We start from the raw sequence: 14,102 nt of genomic DNA on the forward strand, positions 1-14,102 counted from the left end.
TAATCTCTAAAAATAAAATTTAATAAATATCAAATATTCATTAAAAAACCTTCTCAAAATGCTTGAAAAGGTTTCTAAGTTTTAGACAAAGTTAAAGATTATTCTGTAACTAAAATTTTCTTGTTTAATAATGCTTTTCCGGATTCATCAGTAATATTGATCAAATAAGCTCCGTTCACTAAATTTTTGAGATACACCTGCTGGTTTAATGAACCATCTCTTACCGATAAACTCTGCTTCATGATACTTTTTCCGGACAAATCAAAAACAGTCATTGTAAGCTTTCCTTTTACCGATTTATCATTTACATTTACAGTAATGTAATGCTCATCTACACGAGTCGGATAAATATCCAGATTTGCCAAGGCATTGCCAGAAGTCATTCTATCGTTTGCAAAATATTTACTTGCAAGGTCATAAATATGCAGGTTTTGCTCTCCGGCAAGTTGCTTGGCCTGCAGATTTTTCAGATCAACTTCGTATAAAGCAGCTCCTTTTGCACTTGCAACAACGACTTTACCTTGTGAGTTCACTGCAGCACCATTTACCGAATAATTTTCAGGAATTCCAGAAATCTTTCCTACGAATTTAGCCTTTAGTTCTTTTGTTGAAATTTTGAAAACATTGCCTGAAGCTGAAAAAACATAAAAGTTATTCTCTGCATCTGCAATCATATCGCCTCCAAAACCAGTTTCAAGAGCTGTAAAAGAATTTTTTGCATTATCAAGATCATCTTTAATAATTCCTAGATCATTAACTACGTAACGATTTCCTTTCTTGCTGATCTGTAAGAACTGAGTTCCTGAGTTATTAATGGCATATATATTTCCGTCATATCCGGTTGCCATTCTCGTGATATGTGAATTAATATCACAAGAAGTTACTCTCACAATATCATTTTCCACCAGTGTAATTTCTTTTGTTTTCGCATTTAAAACATAAATATTCGATGAAAACATAGGCATATACACCAGATTATTACTGAAAGCATCGTATGCTAATGTCGCAATTGAGGCAGTCTGAGAATTATTGTAGGCATTTTTATCTTCAGTTACCCAGCCGTTTCTTATCTGCGAAAATACTTTTGGTGAAGACGTTTCTGTAAAAATACTTTCACCGGAAACACCTTTTGTTCCGTCAATAGCACGGAAATCATTGAAAACAATATTTGGAGTGTCTTTTCCTACCAAAGCGAAAAAATCCTGTTGTGCTGAAGCATTTGCTCCTATCAAAAGTAAAAATAAAGGGAATAAATGTTTTTTCATAGTATATAAATTTTGCTTTAATCATTTTAGTATGACTAAGTTACATAATTTATAGATTGAATTTGAAAAATTTTTAATTAATAGTTATTCTACTCTCTTTCTCATTCCGTAGGAATCTAAGCAACGATTTTAAATAATAAATCTCTACAAAATAGATCTAGATTCCTACAGAATGACAAACTAAGAGATTATTCAGAATGGCAGTAATACATAAAAAACTCTCGCAGATTTTGCGGATTTAGCAGATGATTATGTCTAAAAATCTGCGTAATCTGTAAAATCTGCGAGAGATATATTTAAAGTTAAACTCTAATTCTAATTCAAAACGTAAGTTGTTCCGTCTCTTCCGTCTTTCAGTTCGATACCCTCTGCAAGAAGTTTATCACGAATTTGATCTGAAAGTTCGAAGTTTTTGGATTTTCTTGCCTGATTTCTCAGTTCAATTAACACCTGTAATGTCTGATCCAGCTTTTCATTGTTATTTTCTTCAATAGCCTGCAATCCTAAGACATCAAAAACAAGGGCATTTAAAGTAGATTTTAATTCCTCTAAATCCTTAGTTGAGATGGTTTCTTTAGCATCATTTAAAGCAAAAATATATTTTACTGCTTCAAATAAGTGAGCAATCAGAACAGGAGAGTTGAAATCATCTGTTAAAGCATCATAAGCTTTATTTTTCCATTCTTCAAAACTGAAGCCTGATTGTTTTTCGTCATTAGGGACAATTGAGTTTAATACTTTAATAGCTTCCATTAATCTAACGAAACCTTTTTCACTTGCCAGCATCGCATCATTAGAAATATCCAAAACACTTCTGTAATGAGCCTGTAGAAAACAAAAACGTACAATCGCCGGATGGAAAGGTTTTTCAAAGAAATCATTTTCACCCGTTACCAATTGCATAGGCAAAATATAATTCCCTGTTGATTTACTCATACGCTGAGCATTCATTGTCAACATATTTGCATGCATCCAGTAATTTACCGGAGCGGTATCATTGCAAGCTTTTCCCTGAGCGATTTCACATTCGTGGTGAGGGAATTTCAGATCCATTCCTCCTCCGTGAATATCGAAAGTCTCTCCCAGATATTTAGTGCTCATTGCTGTACATTCAAGATGCCATCCCGGGAAACCTTCTCCCCAAGGCGAATTCCATCTCATAATGTGCGCCGGAGAAGCTTTTTTCCAAAGGGCGAAATCCTGTGGATTTTTCTTTTCACCCTGTCCGTCTAAGTCACGGGTATTCGCGAAAAGCTCTTCAATATTTCTTTTTGAAAGTTCACCGTAGTTTAAGCCTCTTCTGTTGTATTCCAACACATCAAAATATACAGAACCGTTGCTTTCATAAGCGAATCCTCTTTCAATTAATTTTTGAGTCAATTCAATTTGCTCAACGATGTGACCAGTTGCTGTCGGCTCGATATTCGGAGGCAATAAATTGAAAATATCCAATACTTTATGAAAATCTACTGTGTATTTTTGTACGATTTCCATAGGTTCCAGCTTTTCAAGACGGGTTTGTTTAACGAATCTATCGTTATTTACATCGCCATCATCGGTAAGGTGACCTGCATCTGTGATATTTCTTACGTATCTTACTTTATACCCAAGATGCATTAAGCTTCTGTAAATAAAGTCGAAGGAAAGGAAAGTTCTTACATTTCCCAAATGCACATTGCTGTAAACGGTAGGTCCACAAACATACATTCCAACATTTCCTTCTAAAATGGGTTTAAATATTTCTTTTTCGCCTGCAAGCGAGTTGTATATTTTTAGTTGCATTGATTTAAATTAAAAGATGTAATGATTTATAAATTTAGTTTAAAGTTTAATGAGTAAAAGGGTTTCGTCTTTTAACAGCAGCATTTACAGCAACAACAAATAATGGTTGTTACAAAAATCTTATCTGAAACTTTTTTAAATTTTATCATTATTAAATTGCTTTTAAATGATGTTGTAAGTGCTCAATATAATCATTAATGATATATTCCAATGTGAATATTTTAGTTTCTGTCTTCGTCATATCACAGGTTCTTTGCAGATCCTCATCAGAAATATTTTCAACAACGTTTACAATCTGCAGATTTAAAAATTTCCAAAGATTAATAATATCCGAAGTTGGAACATTCTGATAATTCTGCGCTTTCACCCAAAAATTCTGATCATAGACAATATTCTCATTTTCTTTATACTGAGTAATTACAAATCTTCTGATATTTGATAAAGCACTATCACAAAGATGGCCTAAAATTTCTTTTTTTGACCATTTTTCAGGAGAAATTTTAGCAGACCATTGTTCTTCTGAAATATTTCCGAACCTTTGCAGCTCTTCGTTGACAATATTTTTAAGAATCTTATAGTCCATAATTACCTTAATTAATAATCCAATTTAGCATGACTTCCTACATAATGTAAGAATTCCTGCCTTGTAATAGGATTGGTTCTGAAAATCCCACTCAATTCTGCTGTTATCGTAGAACTTGCCGTATCTTTAATTCCTCTACAATTTACGCAAAGATGCTTTGCATCGATGATACAAGCGACATCTTTTGTTCCCAACGCTTCTTTTAAAGCATCCACAATCTGCATGGTCAGTCTTTCCTGAACCTGTGGTCTTTTTGCATAATAATCAACTATTCTGTTGATTTTTGAAAGGCCGATCACTTCTCCGTTCGAAATATAAGCAACGTGCGCTCTTCCGATGATCGGCAAAAAGTGATGTTCACAGAATGAATATACGGTAATGTCTTTTTCCACCAACATCTGGCGGTATTTATATTTGTTTGAAAATGTAGAAATTCCCGGTTTATTTTCCGGAAGAAGGCCTCCAAAAATTTCATTTACATACATCTTTGCCACACGTTTCGGAGAGTCTTTCAATGAATCATCGGTCATATCCATCCCTAATGTTTCCATGATTTCCCCAAAAAGTTTTGTAATTTTCTCTACTTTCTCTTCTGGCGATTTATCAAAAGCATCTTTCCTTATAGGCGTATGTTCTTTTCCAGTGAAAATATCATCGTCGTTATCAGTAAAATCAACCATTTTTATTTAATTTGCACAAAAATACGGATAAAATCGGTTCCATTTATTTGAATCCGACTGAAAAAATTATCTTTTAACCCACACTTTCATTATAAGCTATGATTATTGTTCAAGAAGTACAAAACGAAACTCAAAAAAAGGAATTTTTAGAATTTCCGGCAAGACTTTATCAGCATGATCAAAATTATATCAGACCTCGAAATATCGATATTGAAGATGTTTTTAATCCTGAGAAAAATAAATTCTTTAAAAAAGGAGAATGTGTAAGGTTTCTCTTTAAAAATAAACATAATGAGACGATAGGCAAAGTTGCAGTTTTCATTAATGACACTTATGAACAGAAACAACCCACCGGCGGATTTGGATTTTTTGATTGCATTAATGATCAGGAAACTGCAAATTTTATCTTTGACCATTGCAAAAAATGGCTTCAACAGAGAGGAATGGAAGCTATGGATGGACCGATAAACTTCGGTGAACGTGATAAGTTCTGGGGACTTGTCATTGAAGGATATGTTGAACCTCTGTTTGGGATGAATTATAACTTCCCTTATTACAAAGAGCTTTTTGAAAATTATGGCTTCAACATCTATTTTGAACAGCTTTGTTTTTCCAGACCCATTTTTGCAGAAGTATCGAGAGTTTTCACTGTAATGCACTCGAAACACAGCAAAAATCCTGATATCTCAGCAAGGCCAATGACAAAAACTAATCTAGGAAAATTTGCCAAAGATTTTACTGAGATTTACAATAAAGCTTGGGCAGCACATGGTGAAGGAAAATGTTTGGATGAAACAAAGACATTGAAAATGTTCAATACCATGAAACCTATCATTAACGAGCATATTTCCTGGTTTGTATATGAAAAGGAAAAGCCAATTGCGATGTGGATGAATCTTCCGGACACCAACCAATGGATTAAATATTTAAACGGAAAATTCGGAATTTGGGAAAAGCTTAAATTTCTTTGGGTGAAAAAGTTTAAGAAAAATGAAAAAATGATAGGAATCGTTTTTGGAATCATCCCCGAATGGCAAAAAAAAGGTATTGAAGGATATATGATCTGGGAAGGAACTCAGCATTTGAGAAAACATACTGATTTTAAGGTTACAGAAATGCAATGGATTGGTGATTTTAATCCTAAGATGATAAAGATTGCTGAGAATCTGGATACAACGGTGACAAGAAAATTGGCAACCTATCGTTATCTATTTGATAGGGATAAGGAATTTGAGAGACATCCTGAATTATAATTAAAAATAAACCTCATGAATTCAGCATCTATGCCAATTACTTTTTTCTGTCATTTTCTATTTATAAATTATCCTAATAATTTTTTATTTACGGTTCAAAAAATGAGAAATATATAAAAAATGAGGTATTTAACTAATCATTATTAATACCTAGAAATTAATCACATATATTTTCGTAATTTTGAATATTATAGAAAATTTATAATTATTATGAAAAAGAAAATTACAGTAATCTTCAGTATACTATACGTCACACTTTCAGCACAACAAGCCAATGCATTTTCTTACAATGGGGGGCTATTTGCAGAGAGATCAATGTACCAAGTACCATCAAATAATGCAAAAAGAAATTTATCTTATGATGAGATACAAGGGACACCATATTATGAGAAAAATTTTTCATTAGCTAAATTTGTAATCCCTGAAAACGTAGAAACAGCACCAGCAAGATATAATATTTATTTAGATGAAGTAGAATTTATAAAAGATGATAAAACATATGCTCTACCACCAGATAGTCCATTTAAGAAAATTGAATTCATTAATACTGGGGAAACATTAGTAAAACTTAATAATGGAGATGAATTAAGTGGCTATTTTTTTGAAATTGTAAATGGTAAATATTCTCTTTATAAAAAATTGAAAATGAAATTTAATGATTTCGTTCCTGCACCAAATTCTTATGCAATGGACAAACCTGCAAATTTTCATAGTTTTGATCCTCTTTTTTATATCAGAACAGAAAAAGGATTCATCAAAAAACCTAAAAATCAGAAAGAAATCATCGAACAAATTCCTGATAAAAAGGATGTTTTAACTACATTTTTCAAAGAAAATAAAATAAAATTTGATAAAGAAGAAGATCTTAAAAAATTGGTTAATTTTTTAAATCAAAACTAAAAATATAAGCCTTGTAAAATTACAAGGCTTTTTATTTTAAAACAACTCCCCCGCTACTTTCTTAATATTATCACTTTTTCCCATTGAATAAAAATGCAGAACAGGAACTCCGAAATCCAGCAATTCTCTACATTGATTAATCGCCCACTCAATTCCGATTTGTTTTACCGCTTCATTATTCTTTGCTTTTTCCACTTCATTAATTAATTCTTCAGGTAAATCGATTTTGAAGATTTGAGGTAACACTTTTAAATGTTTTTTCGTTGCGATCGGTTTAATGCCTGGAATAATTGGTACAGTAATTCCCATTTCACGAGCTTTTGTTACAAACTCGATATATTTTTTATTGTCAAAAAACATTTGGGTAACAATATAATCTGCTCCTGCATCCACTTTTTGTTTCAGCCATTTCAGATCATAGTTCATAGAAGGTGCTTCCATATGTTTTTCAGGATAACCGGCAACTCCGATGCAGAATTTATTATGTTCATCACATACCTCATCCTGATTGTGAAGATATTTCCCTCTTCCTAAATCATTAATCTGATTTACCAAATCCATTGCACTTGCATGACCTCCGTTTGTTGGCTCAAAATACTGATGTCCTTTCATTGCATCACCACGCAAAGCCATTACATTATCAATTCCAAGGTACATACAGTCAACTAAAAGATATTCTGTTTCTTCCTTTGTAAAACCTCCGCAAAGCAAGTGTGGAACTGTATCTACATTATATTTATGTTGAATCGCTGCACAAATTCCCAGTGTTCCGGGACGCATTCTTGTGAGACGGCGTTCCATCAAACCATTTCCTTTGTCAATGTAAATATATTCTTCTCTGGAAGTCGTCACATCAATAAATGGAGGGTTAAATTCCATCAAAGGATCAATATTGGTATATAAATCCTCAATCCCTATTCCTTTTTGTGGAGGAACCACTTCTAGAGAAAAAAGTGTTTTGCCATTGGCATTTTTTATATGGTCGGTAATTTTCATTTAAATATTATTAATCTATTTTTTATATGTTTTTTAGTTTTTATAAATCCAGTCCGTGACCAGAGTATTGGAATCTCCGCATTCATCATAGGAATCAAGAGAAAATGAAATTTTAAATCTGTATTTTTTATCATTAAAGGCTTCAAAGAATTTGCTGCTTTGCAAGACTTCAAAATCAGATTTAATATTTACATCATAAATATAGGTTTGACCTGGTTTAAGAGATATAGATTTATCCTTATAAGTAAAGCAGTCAATATCTTTTTTCGCCAACGAAAAAGCTTCAAAAGACTGAGTTTTTTCATTGTATAATTCTAATTCTGTTACTCTCATATTGCAGAAATTAATCTCTTTGGGAATTTTGAAAGATTTATCATCACTGTTTTTAATCAATAATTTAAACTTGCCTACTTGCTTTAGATTTTCAGCATTTACAGCAGCCAGATAATTACATTTCTGTGTGTATGCAAAAATGTTCATGATTAAAAATAAAATGATGATTAGTTTTTTCATAATTAAATTCCGTCTGCTAAGTTAGGTGAGAGCCATTTCTTCGCCTCTTGCAAAGAAATCCCTTTTCTTTCTGCATAATCTTTTAACTGGTCTTCTGCAATTTTCCCCAACCCGAAATACCTCGCATGCGGGCTTCCAAAATAATATCCGGAAACCGCCGCAGTTGGAAACATCGCTAAACTTTCTGTCAGGTAAACTCCGATTTCCTCTTCCACTTTCAACAGATCCCAGATTGCGTGTTTTTCCAAATGATCAGGACAAGCCGGATAACCCGGAGCGGGACGAATTCCTTTATATTTTTCAGCAATTAATTCTTCGTTGCTTAAATTTTCTTGATTCGCATAACCCCAATATTCAGTTCTTACTTTTTTATGTAAAAATTCAGCATAAGCTTCTGCAAAACGGTCCGCCAAAGCCTTTACCATGATCGCATTGTAATCATCATTTGCTTTTTCATATTCTTCTGCCAATTCATCGGTTCCGAAACCTGTGGTTACACAAAAAGCACCCATATAATCGGTTTTTCCTGAACTTTGAGGAGCAATAAAATCACTTAGAGCCAAATAATCTTTTCCTTTTGAACGCTGAGCTTGTTGTCTTAAGGTTAAGAATTTTACTTTCTGTTCATTATTCTCATCGAAGATCAGAATATCATCGGTTTCATTAGAATTAGCTTTGAAGATTCCGAAAATAGCTTTTGCCGTTAATAATTTTTCGTCTAAAATTCTCTTTAAAATAACCTGAGCATCTTTAAAGAGTTCTTTTGCCTGAACTCCTACCACCTCATCTTCCAGAATATTCGGATATTTCCCATGAAGATCCCAGCTTCTGAAAAATGGTGACCAGTCGATAAAAGGCAATAATTCTCTTAAGTCCTGATTTTCAAAAATCTGAATTCCTAATTGATTTGGGGTGAAAATTTCTTCATTTTCCCAATCGATTTTAAATTTATCTTTTCGGGCATCTTCAATCGAAACATAGTCTTTATCTACCTGTCTGTTCAGGAATTTTTCTCTGAACTCCGAATAGTCACTTTTTAAATCTGAAACATATTCTTTATTTCTGTCTCCCAACAACGAACTTACCACATTTACGGCTCGGGAAGCATCATTGACGTGAACGACTGCATTTTTATATTTTAAATCGATTTTCACAGCGGTATGCGCTTTTGAAGTGGTTGCACCTCCTATTAATAAAGGAAAATCTAAATTCTGTCTTTCCAATTCTGAAGCGATATAGACCATTTCGTCCAAACTTGGCGTGATCAAACCACTCAAACCAATTACATCAACCTGATGATCAATTGCTGCCTGAATAATTTTTTCAGCAGGAACCATGACTCCCAAATCGACAATTTCGTAGTTATTACACCCCAAAACCACACTCACAATATTTTTGCCGATATCGTGAACATCACCTTTTACGGTTGCCATCAAAATTTTTCCGTTGGCTTTCTGTGTCTGATCTTTTTCAGCTTCAATAAATGGCTGTAAATAGGCCACTGCTTTTTTCATTACACGAGCCGATTTTACAACCTGCGGAAGGAACATTTTCCCACTTCCGAACAAATCTCCGACAACGCCCATTCCGGTCATCAAATTGACCTCGATAACATGAAGGGGTTTTTCAGATTGTAATCTCGCTTCTTCTACATCTTCTTCAATAAAACGGTCGATTCCCTTCACCAGAGAATGGGTAATTCTCTCCTGCAAAGAGTGTGTACGCCATTCCAGCTCTTCAACTTTTTCTTTTTTAACCGCTTTATTGCGTTCTGAATAATCTAAAAGACGCTCTGTAGCATCTTCTCTTTTATCAAGAATTACGTCTTCAACAAGTTCTAAAAGTTCTTTATTAATTTCATCATAAACTTCAAGTAAAGCCGGATTTACAATTCCCATGTTCATTCCAGCCTGAATAGCATGATATAAGAAAACCGAGTGCATAGCTTCTCTCACCGTATCATTTCCACGGAACGAGAAAGAAACATTAGAAACTCCTCCACTCACAGAAGCATAAGGAAGATTCTGACGAACCCATCTCGTTGCTTCAATGAAATCGATTGCGTTTCTGCGGTGTTCATCCATTCCCGTTGCTACAGGGAAAATATTTAAATCGAAAATAATATCTTCGGCAGGAAAACGAACAACTTCAGTAAGTATTTTATAACTTCTTTCGCAGATTTCGAGACGTCTTTCGTATGTATCGGCTTGTCCAACCTCATCGAACGCCATTACAATAACTGCCGCACCGTATCTTTTAACCGCTTTTGCCTGTTTGATAAATTCTTCTTCACCACCTTTTAAACTGATGGAATTGACAACACATTTTCCCTGTGCAACCTGTAATCCGGCTTCTAAAATTTCCCATTTTGACGAGTCGATCATCAAAGGAATTCTTGAAATATCAGGTTCGGAGGCAATTAAATTTAAAAATTTAATCATAGAAGCTTTTCCATCGATCAATCCGTCATCAAAATTGACATCAAGAATCTGAGCACCTCCATCTACCTGATCTCTTGCGATATCTAAGGCTTCAGAAAATTTCTCTTCTTTAATTAATCGTAAAAACTTTTTAGATCCGGCAACATTGGTTCTTTCACCAACGTTGATAAAATTAGTTTCCGGTGTAATAATCAAAGGCTCAAGCCCTGATAATCTTAAATATTTCATCAACTTATTCTTCTAAAATATAGTATGCGTTATTCGCATTTTGCTTCAGCAAATCCACATGTTTGCCTAAAGCGGTGAAAATCGGAAACCGTTTGTAAGCCAAATTATGCTCTCTGGCAAATTCTTCGATTTCTTCTGTAATTTCATTATAATATAAATAGCTGTAATTCGGGAAAAGATGATGGGCAACATGAAAGTTGAAATTTCCCAACACATTTCGCACAAACCAGTTATTTTCTTTTAAATCATTCGTGACTTCAAACTGATGATGAAGCCAACTGAATGGCAGTCCGTTTTTTTCATCCAGTTTCGGAAAAGCATTATCTGGAAGCGGATGTAATGGCAACAACACAAAAAGTGCAAAAATACTTGCTGCAATGACCTGTAAAAACCAAGCTCCCAACGCCAAACCGATGGATACTTTAAAAAATAAAATCGGAACAGCAATCTGATAGAAAAAGTAAAACAGTTTATAAGCAACCATTTTAATTTTTTCTTTTGTCGGAATGGCTCCCTGTGTTTTCAGAATCACTCTTTCCTTATCGAAAAAGTCTCTAAAATCTCTGATAAACATCCAATTGAACAGATATAAAGGATACACCAAAAAGAAAAAGAAATGCTGATATTTCTGAACACCTTTCGCTTTAATCCACGGAACGATTAATAAAAGTCCGCTTTGCTCGATGTCGGTATCCCAACCATCAACATTCGGATAAGCGTGATGTGCTGCAATGTGTCTTTTTTTCCAGATGTAGGAATTAGCTCCCACAAAATCGAAAATCTGCAACACCAGATTGTTTAATCTTTTGCTTTTGTAAATATTGTTGTGGGCAGCTTCGTGAATCAGATTTAAATAAATCAACACCAAGGAAATTCCCATCAACACAAAACTCGAAACATAAATCCACGGCTTATCAGCATTAAAAAGAGCAAACCCATATAACCCGAAATAGATCAAAGGCAAAATAATGGCTTTGATCTGAATATAAAGATCCCTGTTTTCGGGAATGGCTTCTACGCGCTGGTTCACTTTTTTTCTTAGTTCATTAAACAGTTTTGCATCCTCTGAATCTTTTAAGTAAATCGGCTTTTCCATATTATTAAATTTGTGTGATATTTAAATATAATATTAAAAACCGTTTCTTTTATTATCGATTCAATAAAAAAAATCTATTAAATCAGACAAATTCCTTCAATTTTCTTGGTGGATATTGTGAAACCAAATCACCAATTGCTTTGATATGCTCCGGTGTTGTTCCGCAGCAACCTCCAATAATGTTGATTAATCCTTTTTCCACATATTCTTTAATCTGACTTGCCATATCTTCCGGAGTTTCATCATATTTCCCGAAAGCATTTGGTAAACCTGCATTCGGATAAGCCGAAACAGCAAATTCTGAATTGTGAGCTAAAGTCTCCAAATACGGTGTCAATTGGTTTGCTCCCAAAGCGCAATTGAAACCGACACTTAATAAATTCAAATGAGAAACCGAGATTAAAAATGCTTCTGCAGTTTGTCCGCTCAACGTCCTTCCTGAAGCATCGGTAATGGTTCCGGAAACCATGATTGGAATTTTGATTCCTCTTTCGTCCTGAAGTTCATCAATAGCAAATAATGCTGCTTTTGCATTTAATGTATCGAAGATTGTCTCTACCAATAAAATATCTGAACCTCCGTCTAATAAAGCCTCACATTGTTGTTTGTAAGCGACTCTCAATTCTTCAAATGTAATGGCTCTATAACCCGGATCGTTTACATCAGGACTTAAGCTTGCCGTTCTGTTTGTAGGTCCGATAGATCCTGCTACAAATCTTGGTTTATCAGGATTTTGAGCGGTGAATTCGTCACATACTTTTCTTGCAATTTTTGCAGATTCATAGTTTAATTCATACACTAATTCTTCCATGTGGTAATCTGCCATCGCAATCGTTGTTCCGGAAAACGTATTGGTTTCCAAAATATCTGCTCCAGCTTCCAAGTATTTCCTGTGGACTTCTTCAATTGCTTGGGGCTGCGTTAATGACAACAAATCATTGTTTCCTTTCACCGGATGTTCCCAGTCTTTAAAACGCTCGCCACGATAATCTTCTTCTTCGAATTTATATCGCTGAAGCATGGTTCCCATTGCCCCGTCGAGAACTAAAATTCTTTCGGATAAAGCTTTATATAGTTGTTCTGAATTTTTCATTGTATGTTTGGGCTAAAGCCCATTTTATATTTCGTTATTTTTAAACGGGCTAAAGCCCGTTTCTATTGAATTAATCCAATGCCTGTTTTAAATCTGCAATGATATCATCCACATTTTCCAGACCTACGGAACAACGAACCAAACCTGCCGTAATTCCCACTTCATTTCTTTCTTCATCTGATAATTTGGAGTGCGTTGTAGAAGCCGGATGCGTAACAATCGTTCTTGTATCACCAAGATTTGCAGAAAGGGAACACATTTTAATGTTATCTAAAAAGTTTCTTCCGCCTTCAATTCCGCCTTTGATTTCAAATGCTACAATATTTCCACCTAGTTTCATTTGCTTTTTCGCCACTTCATAACTTGGATGTGATGGCAAGAAAGGATATTTCACCAATTCTACATTTGGGTGACTTTCTAAAAACTCAGCAACCTTTAAAGCATTTTCACAGTGTTTTTCAACACGGATTGCCAAAGTTTCTAAACTTTTTGATAAAACCCAAGCGTTAAAAGGTGACATTGCAGGACCTGTATTTCTTGCAAAAAGATAAATTTCACGAATCAGATCTTCTCTTCCAACTGCTACTCCACCTAAAACACGACCTTGACCGTCAATTAATTTTGTTGCGGAATGTACCACAATATCTGCTCCATATTTTATGGGTTGTTGTAAATAAGGTGTTGCGAAACAGTTATCCACAATGAAAATCAGATTGTGTTTCTTTGCGATTTGTCCGAAAAATTCTAAATCTAAAACTTCAATCGCAGGATTGGTCGGGGTTTCCAGGTATAGAATTTTCGTATTCGGCTGAATATATTTTTCTACGTTCTCCGCATCTTCCGCTTTGAAATAGGTGGTTTCAATATTCCATTTTGGGAAATATTTTGTGAATAACGTGTGCGTCGAGCCAAAAACCGATTGACAACTTACGATATGATCTCCAGCATTTAACAAAGTAGCAAAAGTTGAATAAATGGCTGCCATTCCCGTCGCAAAAGCATATCCTGCTTCTGCGCCTTCCATTTTGGCGATTTTATCAGTGAATTCCGTTACATTCGGATTTGAAAATCGACTGTACAAATTCTTTGGTTTTTCTTCTGCAAAACTCGCTCTCATATCTTCTGCATCCTGAAAAATAAAACTGGATGTAAGGTATAAAGGGGTTGAATGCTCATCAAACTGAGTTCTTTCAGTCTGGGTTCTTATCGCGAAGGTTTCAAAATTTTCCATAGAGTTTTAATATGTAGTAATGTATCTGTTTGGTAATATCA

Annotated in this window: 12 protein-coding genes; 2 read left to right on the forward strand and 10 right to left on the reverse strand. The window is 34.4% G+C overall.

Annotated elements, in window-relative coordinates:
• Positions 1-98: 98 nt before the first annotated feature.
• From JI747_RS05780 to folE, 4 genes are all read right to left on the reverse strand, one after another.
• Positions 99-1,265: a T9SS type A sorting domain-containing protein gene (locus tag JI747_RS05780; protein WP_225686941.1), complete on the reverse strand. Its 1,167-nt coding sequence runs from the start codon at positions 1,263-1,265 to the stop codon at positions 99-101.
• 315 nt (positions 1,266-1,580) lie between these two features.
• Positions 1,581-3,047: a cysteine--tRNA ligase gene (cysS, locus tag JI747_RS05785; protein WP_225686942.1), complete on the reverse strand. Its 1,467-nt coding sequence runs from the start codon at positions 3,045-3,047 to the stop codon at positions 1,581-1,583.
• Positions 3,048-3,198: 151 nt separating this feature from the next.
• The gene (locus JI747_RS05790; RefSeq protein ID WP_225686943.1) at positions 3,199-3,630 is read right to left on the reverse strand and encodes a DinB family protein; all 432 of its coding nucleotides are present in this window, start codon (positions 3,628-3,630) and stop codon (positions 3,199-3,201) included.
• An 11-nt stretch (positions 3,631-3,641) separates the two neighbouring features.
• A complete protein-coding gene (gene folE / locus JI747_RS05795; protein ID WP_225686944.1) occupies positions 3,642-4,310 on the reverse strand; it encodes a GTP cyclohydrolase I FolE in 669 nt (222 codons plus the stop codon).
• Positions 4,311-4,408: 98 nt separating this feature from the next.
• On the opposite strand from folE, the gene JI747_RS05800 reads away from it, so the two are divergent.
• On the forward strand, positions 4,409-5,563 hold the full coding sequence (locus JI747_RS05800) for a hypothetical protein (protein WP_225686945.1): 1,155 nt from the start codon (positions 4,409-4,411) through the stop codon (positions 5,561-5,563).
• A gap of 210 nt (positions 5,564-5,773) precedes the next feature.
• Positions 5,774-6,463 carry a hypothetical protein gene (locus tag JI747_RS05805; RefSeq protein ID WP_225686946.1) on the forward strand — a complete coding sequence of 230 codons (690 nt, stop codon included), beginning with the start codon at positions 5,774-5,776 and terminating at the stop codon, positions 6,461-6,463.
• Positions 6,464-6,499: 36 nt separating this feature from the next.
• Here JI747_RS05805 and metF read toward each other — a convergent pair whose 3' ends face one another.
• The 6 genes from metF to JI747_RS05835 all read right to left on the reverse strand — a co-directional run bounded on the left by metF (position 6,500) and on the right by JI747_RS05835 (position 14,061).
• Positions 6,500-7,459, reverse strand: coding sequence for a methylenetetrahydrofolate reductase [NAD(P)H] (gene metF, locus JI747_RS05810; protein ID WP_225686947.1), 960 nt, complete (start codon positions 7,457-7,459; stop codon positions 6,500-6,502).
• A 33-nt stretch (positions 7,460-7,492) separates the two neighbouring features.
• Positions 7,493-7,972, reverse strand: coding sequence for a hypothetical protein (locus tag JI747_RS05815; protein ID WP_225686948.1), 480 nt, complete (start codon positions 7,970-7,972; stop codon positions 7,493-7,495).
• Between the two features lie 2 nt (positions 7,973-7,974).
• The gene (metH, locus tag JI747_RS05820) at positions 7,975-10,641 is read right to left on the reverse strand and encodes a methionine synthase (protein WP_225686949.1); all 2,667 of its coding nucleotides are present in this window, start codon (positions 10,639-10,641) and stop codon (positions 7,975-7,977) included.
• 4 nt (positions 10,642-10,645) lie between these two features.
• Positions 10,646-11,737, reverse strand: a complete 1,092-nt coding sequence (locus JI747_RS05825; RefSeq protein WP_225686950.1) for a fatty acid desaturase family protein — start codon at positions 11,735-11,737, stop codon at positions 10,646-10,648.
• Positions 11,738-11,819: 82 nt separating this feature from the next.
• Positions 11,820-12,830 carry a homocysteine S-methyltransferase family protein gene (locus JI747_RS05830; protein WP_225686952.1) on the reverse strand — a complete coding sequence of 337 codons (1,011 nt, stop codon included), beginning with the start codon at positions 12,828-12,830 and terminating at the stop codon, positions 11,820-11,822.
• Positions 12,831-12,900: 70 nt separating this feature from the next.
• Positions 12,901-14,061 carry an O-succinylhomoserine sulfhydrylase gene (locus tag JI747_RS05835; protein ID WP_225686954.1) on the reverse strand — a complete coding sequence of 387 codons (1,161 nt, stop codon included), beginning with the start codon at positions 14,059-14,061 and terminating at the stop codon, positions 12,901-12,903.
• Between the last annotated feature and the right edge of the window lie 41 nt (positions 14,062-14,102).

This window comes from Chryseobacterium tagetis (assembly GCF_016735585.2).
Classification (GTDB): Bacteria; Bacteroidota; Bacteroidia; order Flavobacteriales; family Weeksellaceae; genus Chryseobacterium; species Chryseobacterium tagetis.

Bases quoted from the DNA above. Each gene is read 5' to 3' on its own strand.
- metF (WP_225686947.1), bottom strand. From the start codon at position 7,459: ATGAAAATTACCGACCATATAAAAAATGCCAATGGCAAAACACTTTTT.
- folE (WP_225686944.1), bottom strand. From the start codon at position 4,310: ATGGTTGATTTTACTGATAACGACGATGATATTTTCACTGGAAAAGAA.
- cysS (WP_225686942.1), bottom strand. From the start codon at position 3,047: ATGCAACTAAAAATATACAACTCGCTTGCAGGCGAAAAAGAAATATTT.
- JI747_RS05780 (WP_225686941.1), bottom strand. From the start codon at position 1,265: ATGAAAAAACATTTATTCCCTTTATTTTTACTTTTGATAGGAGCAAAT.
- JI747_RS05805 (WP_225686946.1), top strand. From the start codon at position 5,774: ATGAAAAAGAAAATTACAGTAATCTTCAGTATACTATACGTCACACTT.
- metH (WP_225686949.1), bottom strand. From the start codon at position 10,641: ATGAAATATTTAAGATTATCAGGGCTTGAGCCTTTGATTATTACACCG.
- JI747_RS05815 (WP_225686948.1), bottom strand. From the start codon at position 7,972: ATGAAAAAACTAATCATCATTTTATTTTTAATCATGAACATTTTTGCA.
- JI747_RS05825 (WP_225686950.1), bottom strand. From the start codon at position 11,737: ATGGAAAAGCCGATTTACTTAAAAGATTCAGAGGATGCAAAACTGTTT.
- JI747_RS05790 (WP_225686943.1), bottom strand. From the start codon at position 3,630: ATGGACTATAAGATTCTTAAAAATATTGTCAACGAAGAGCTGCAAAGG.
- JI747_RS05830 (WP_225686952.1), bottom strand. From the start codon at position 12,830: ATGAAAAATTCAGAACAACTATATAAAGCTTTATCCGAAAGAATTTTA.
- JI747_RS05835 (WP_225686954.1), bottom strand. From the start codon at position 14,061: ATGGAAAATTTTGAAACCTTCGCGATAAGAACCCAGACTGAAAGAACT.
- JI747_RS05800 (WP_225686945.1), top strand. From the start codon at position 4,409: ATGATTATTGTTCAAGAAGTACAAAACGAAACTCAAAAAAAGGAATTT.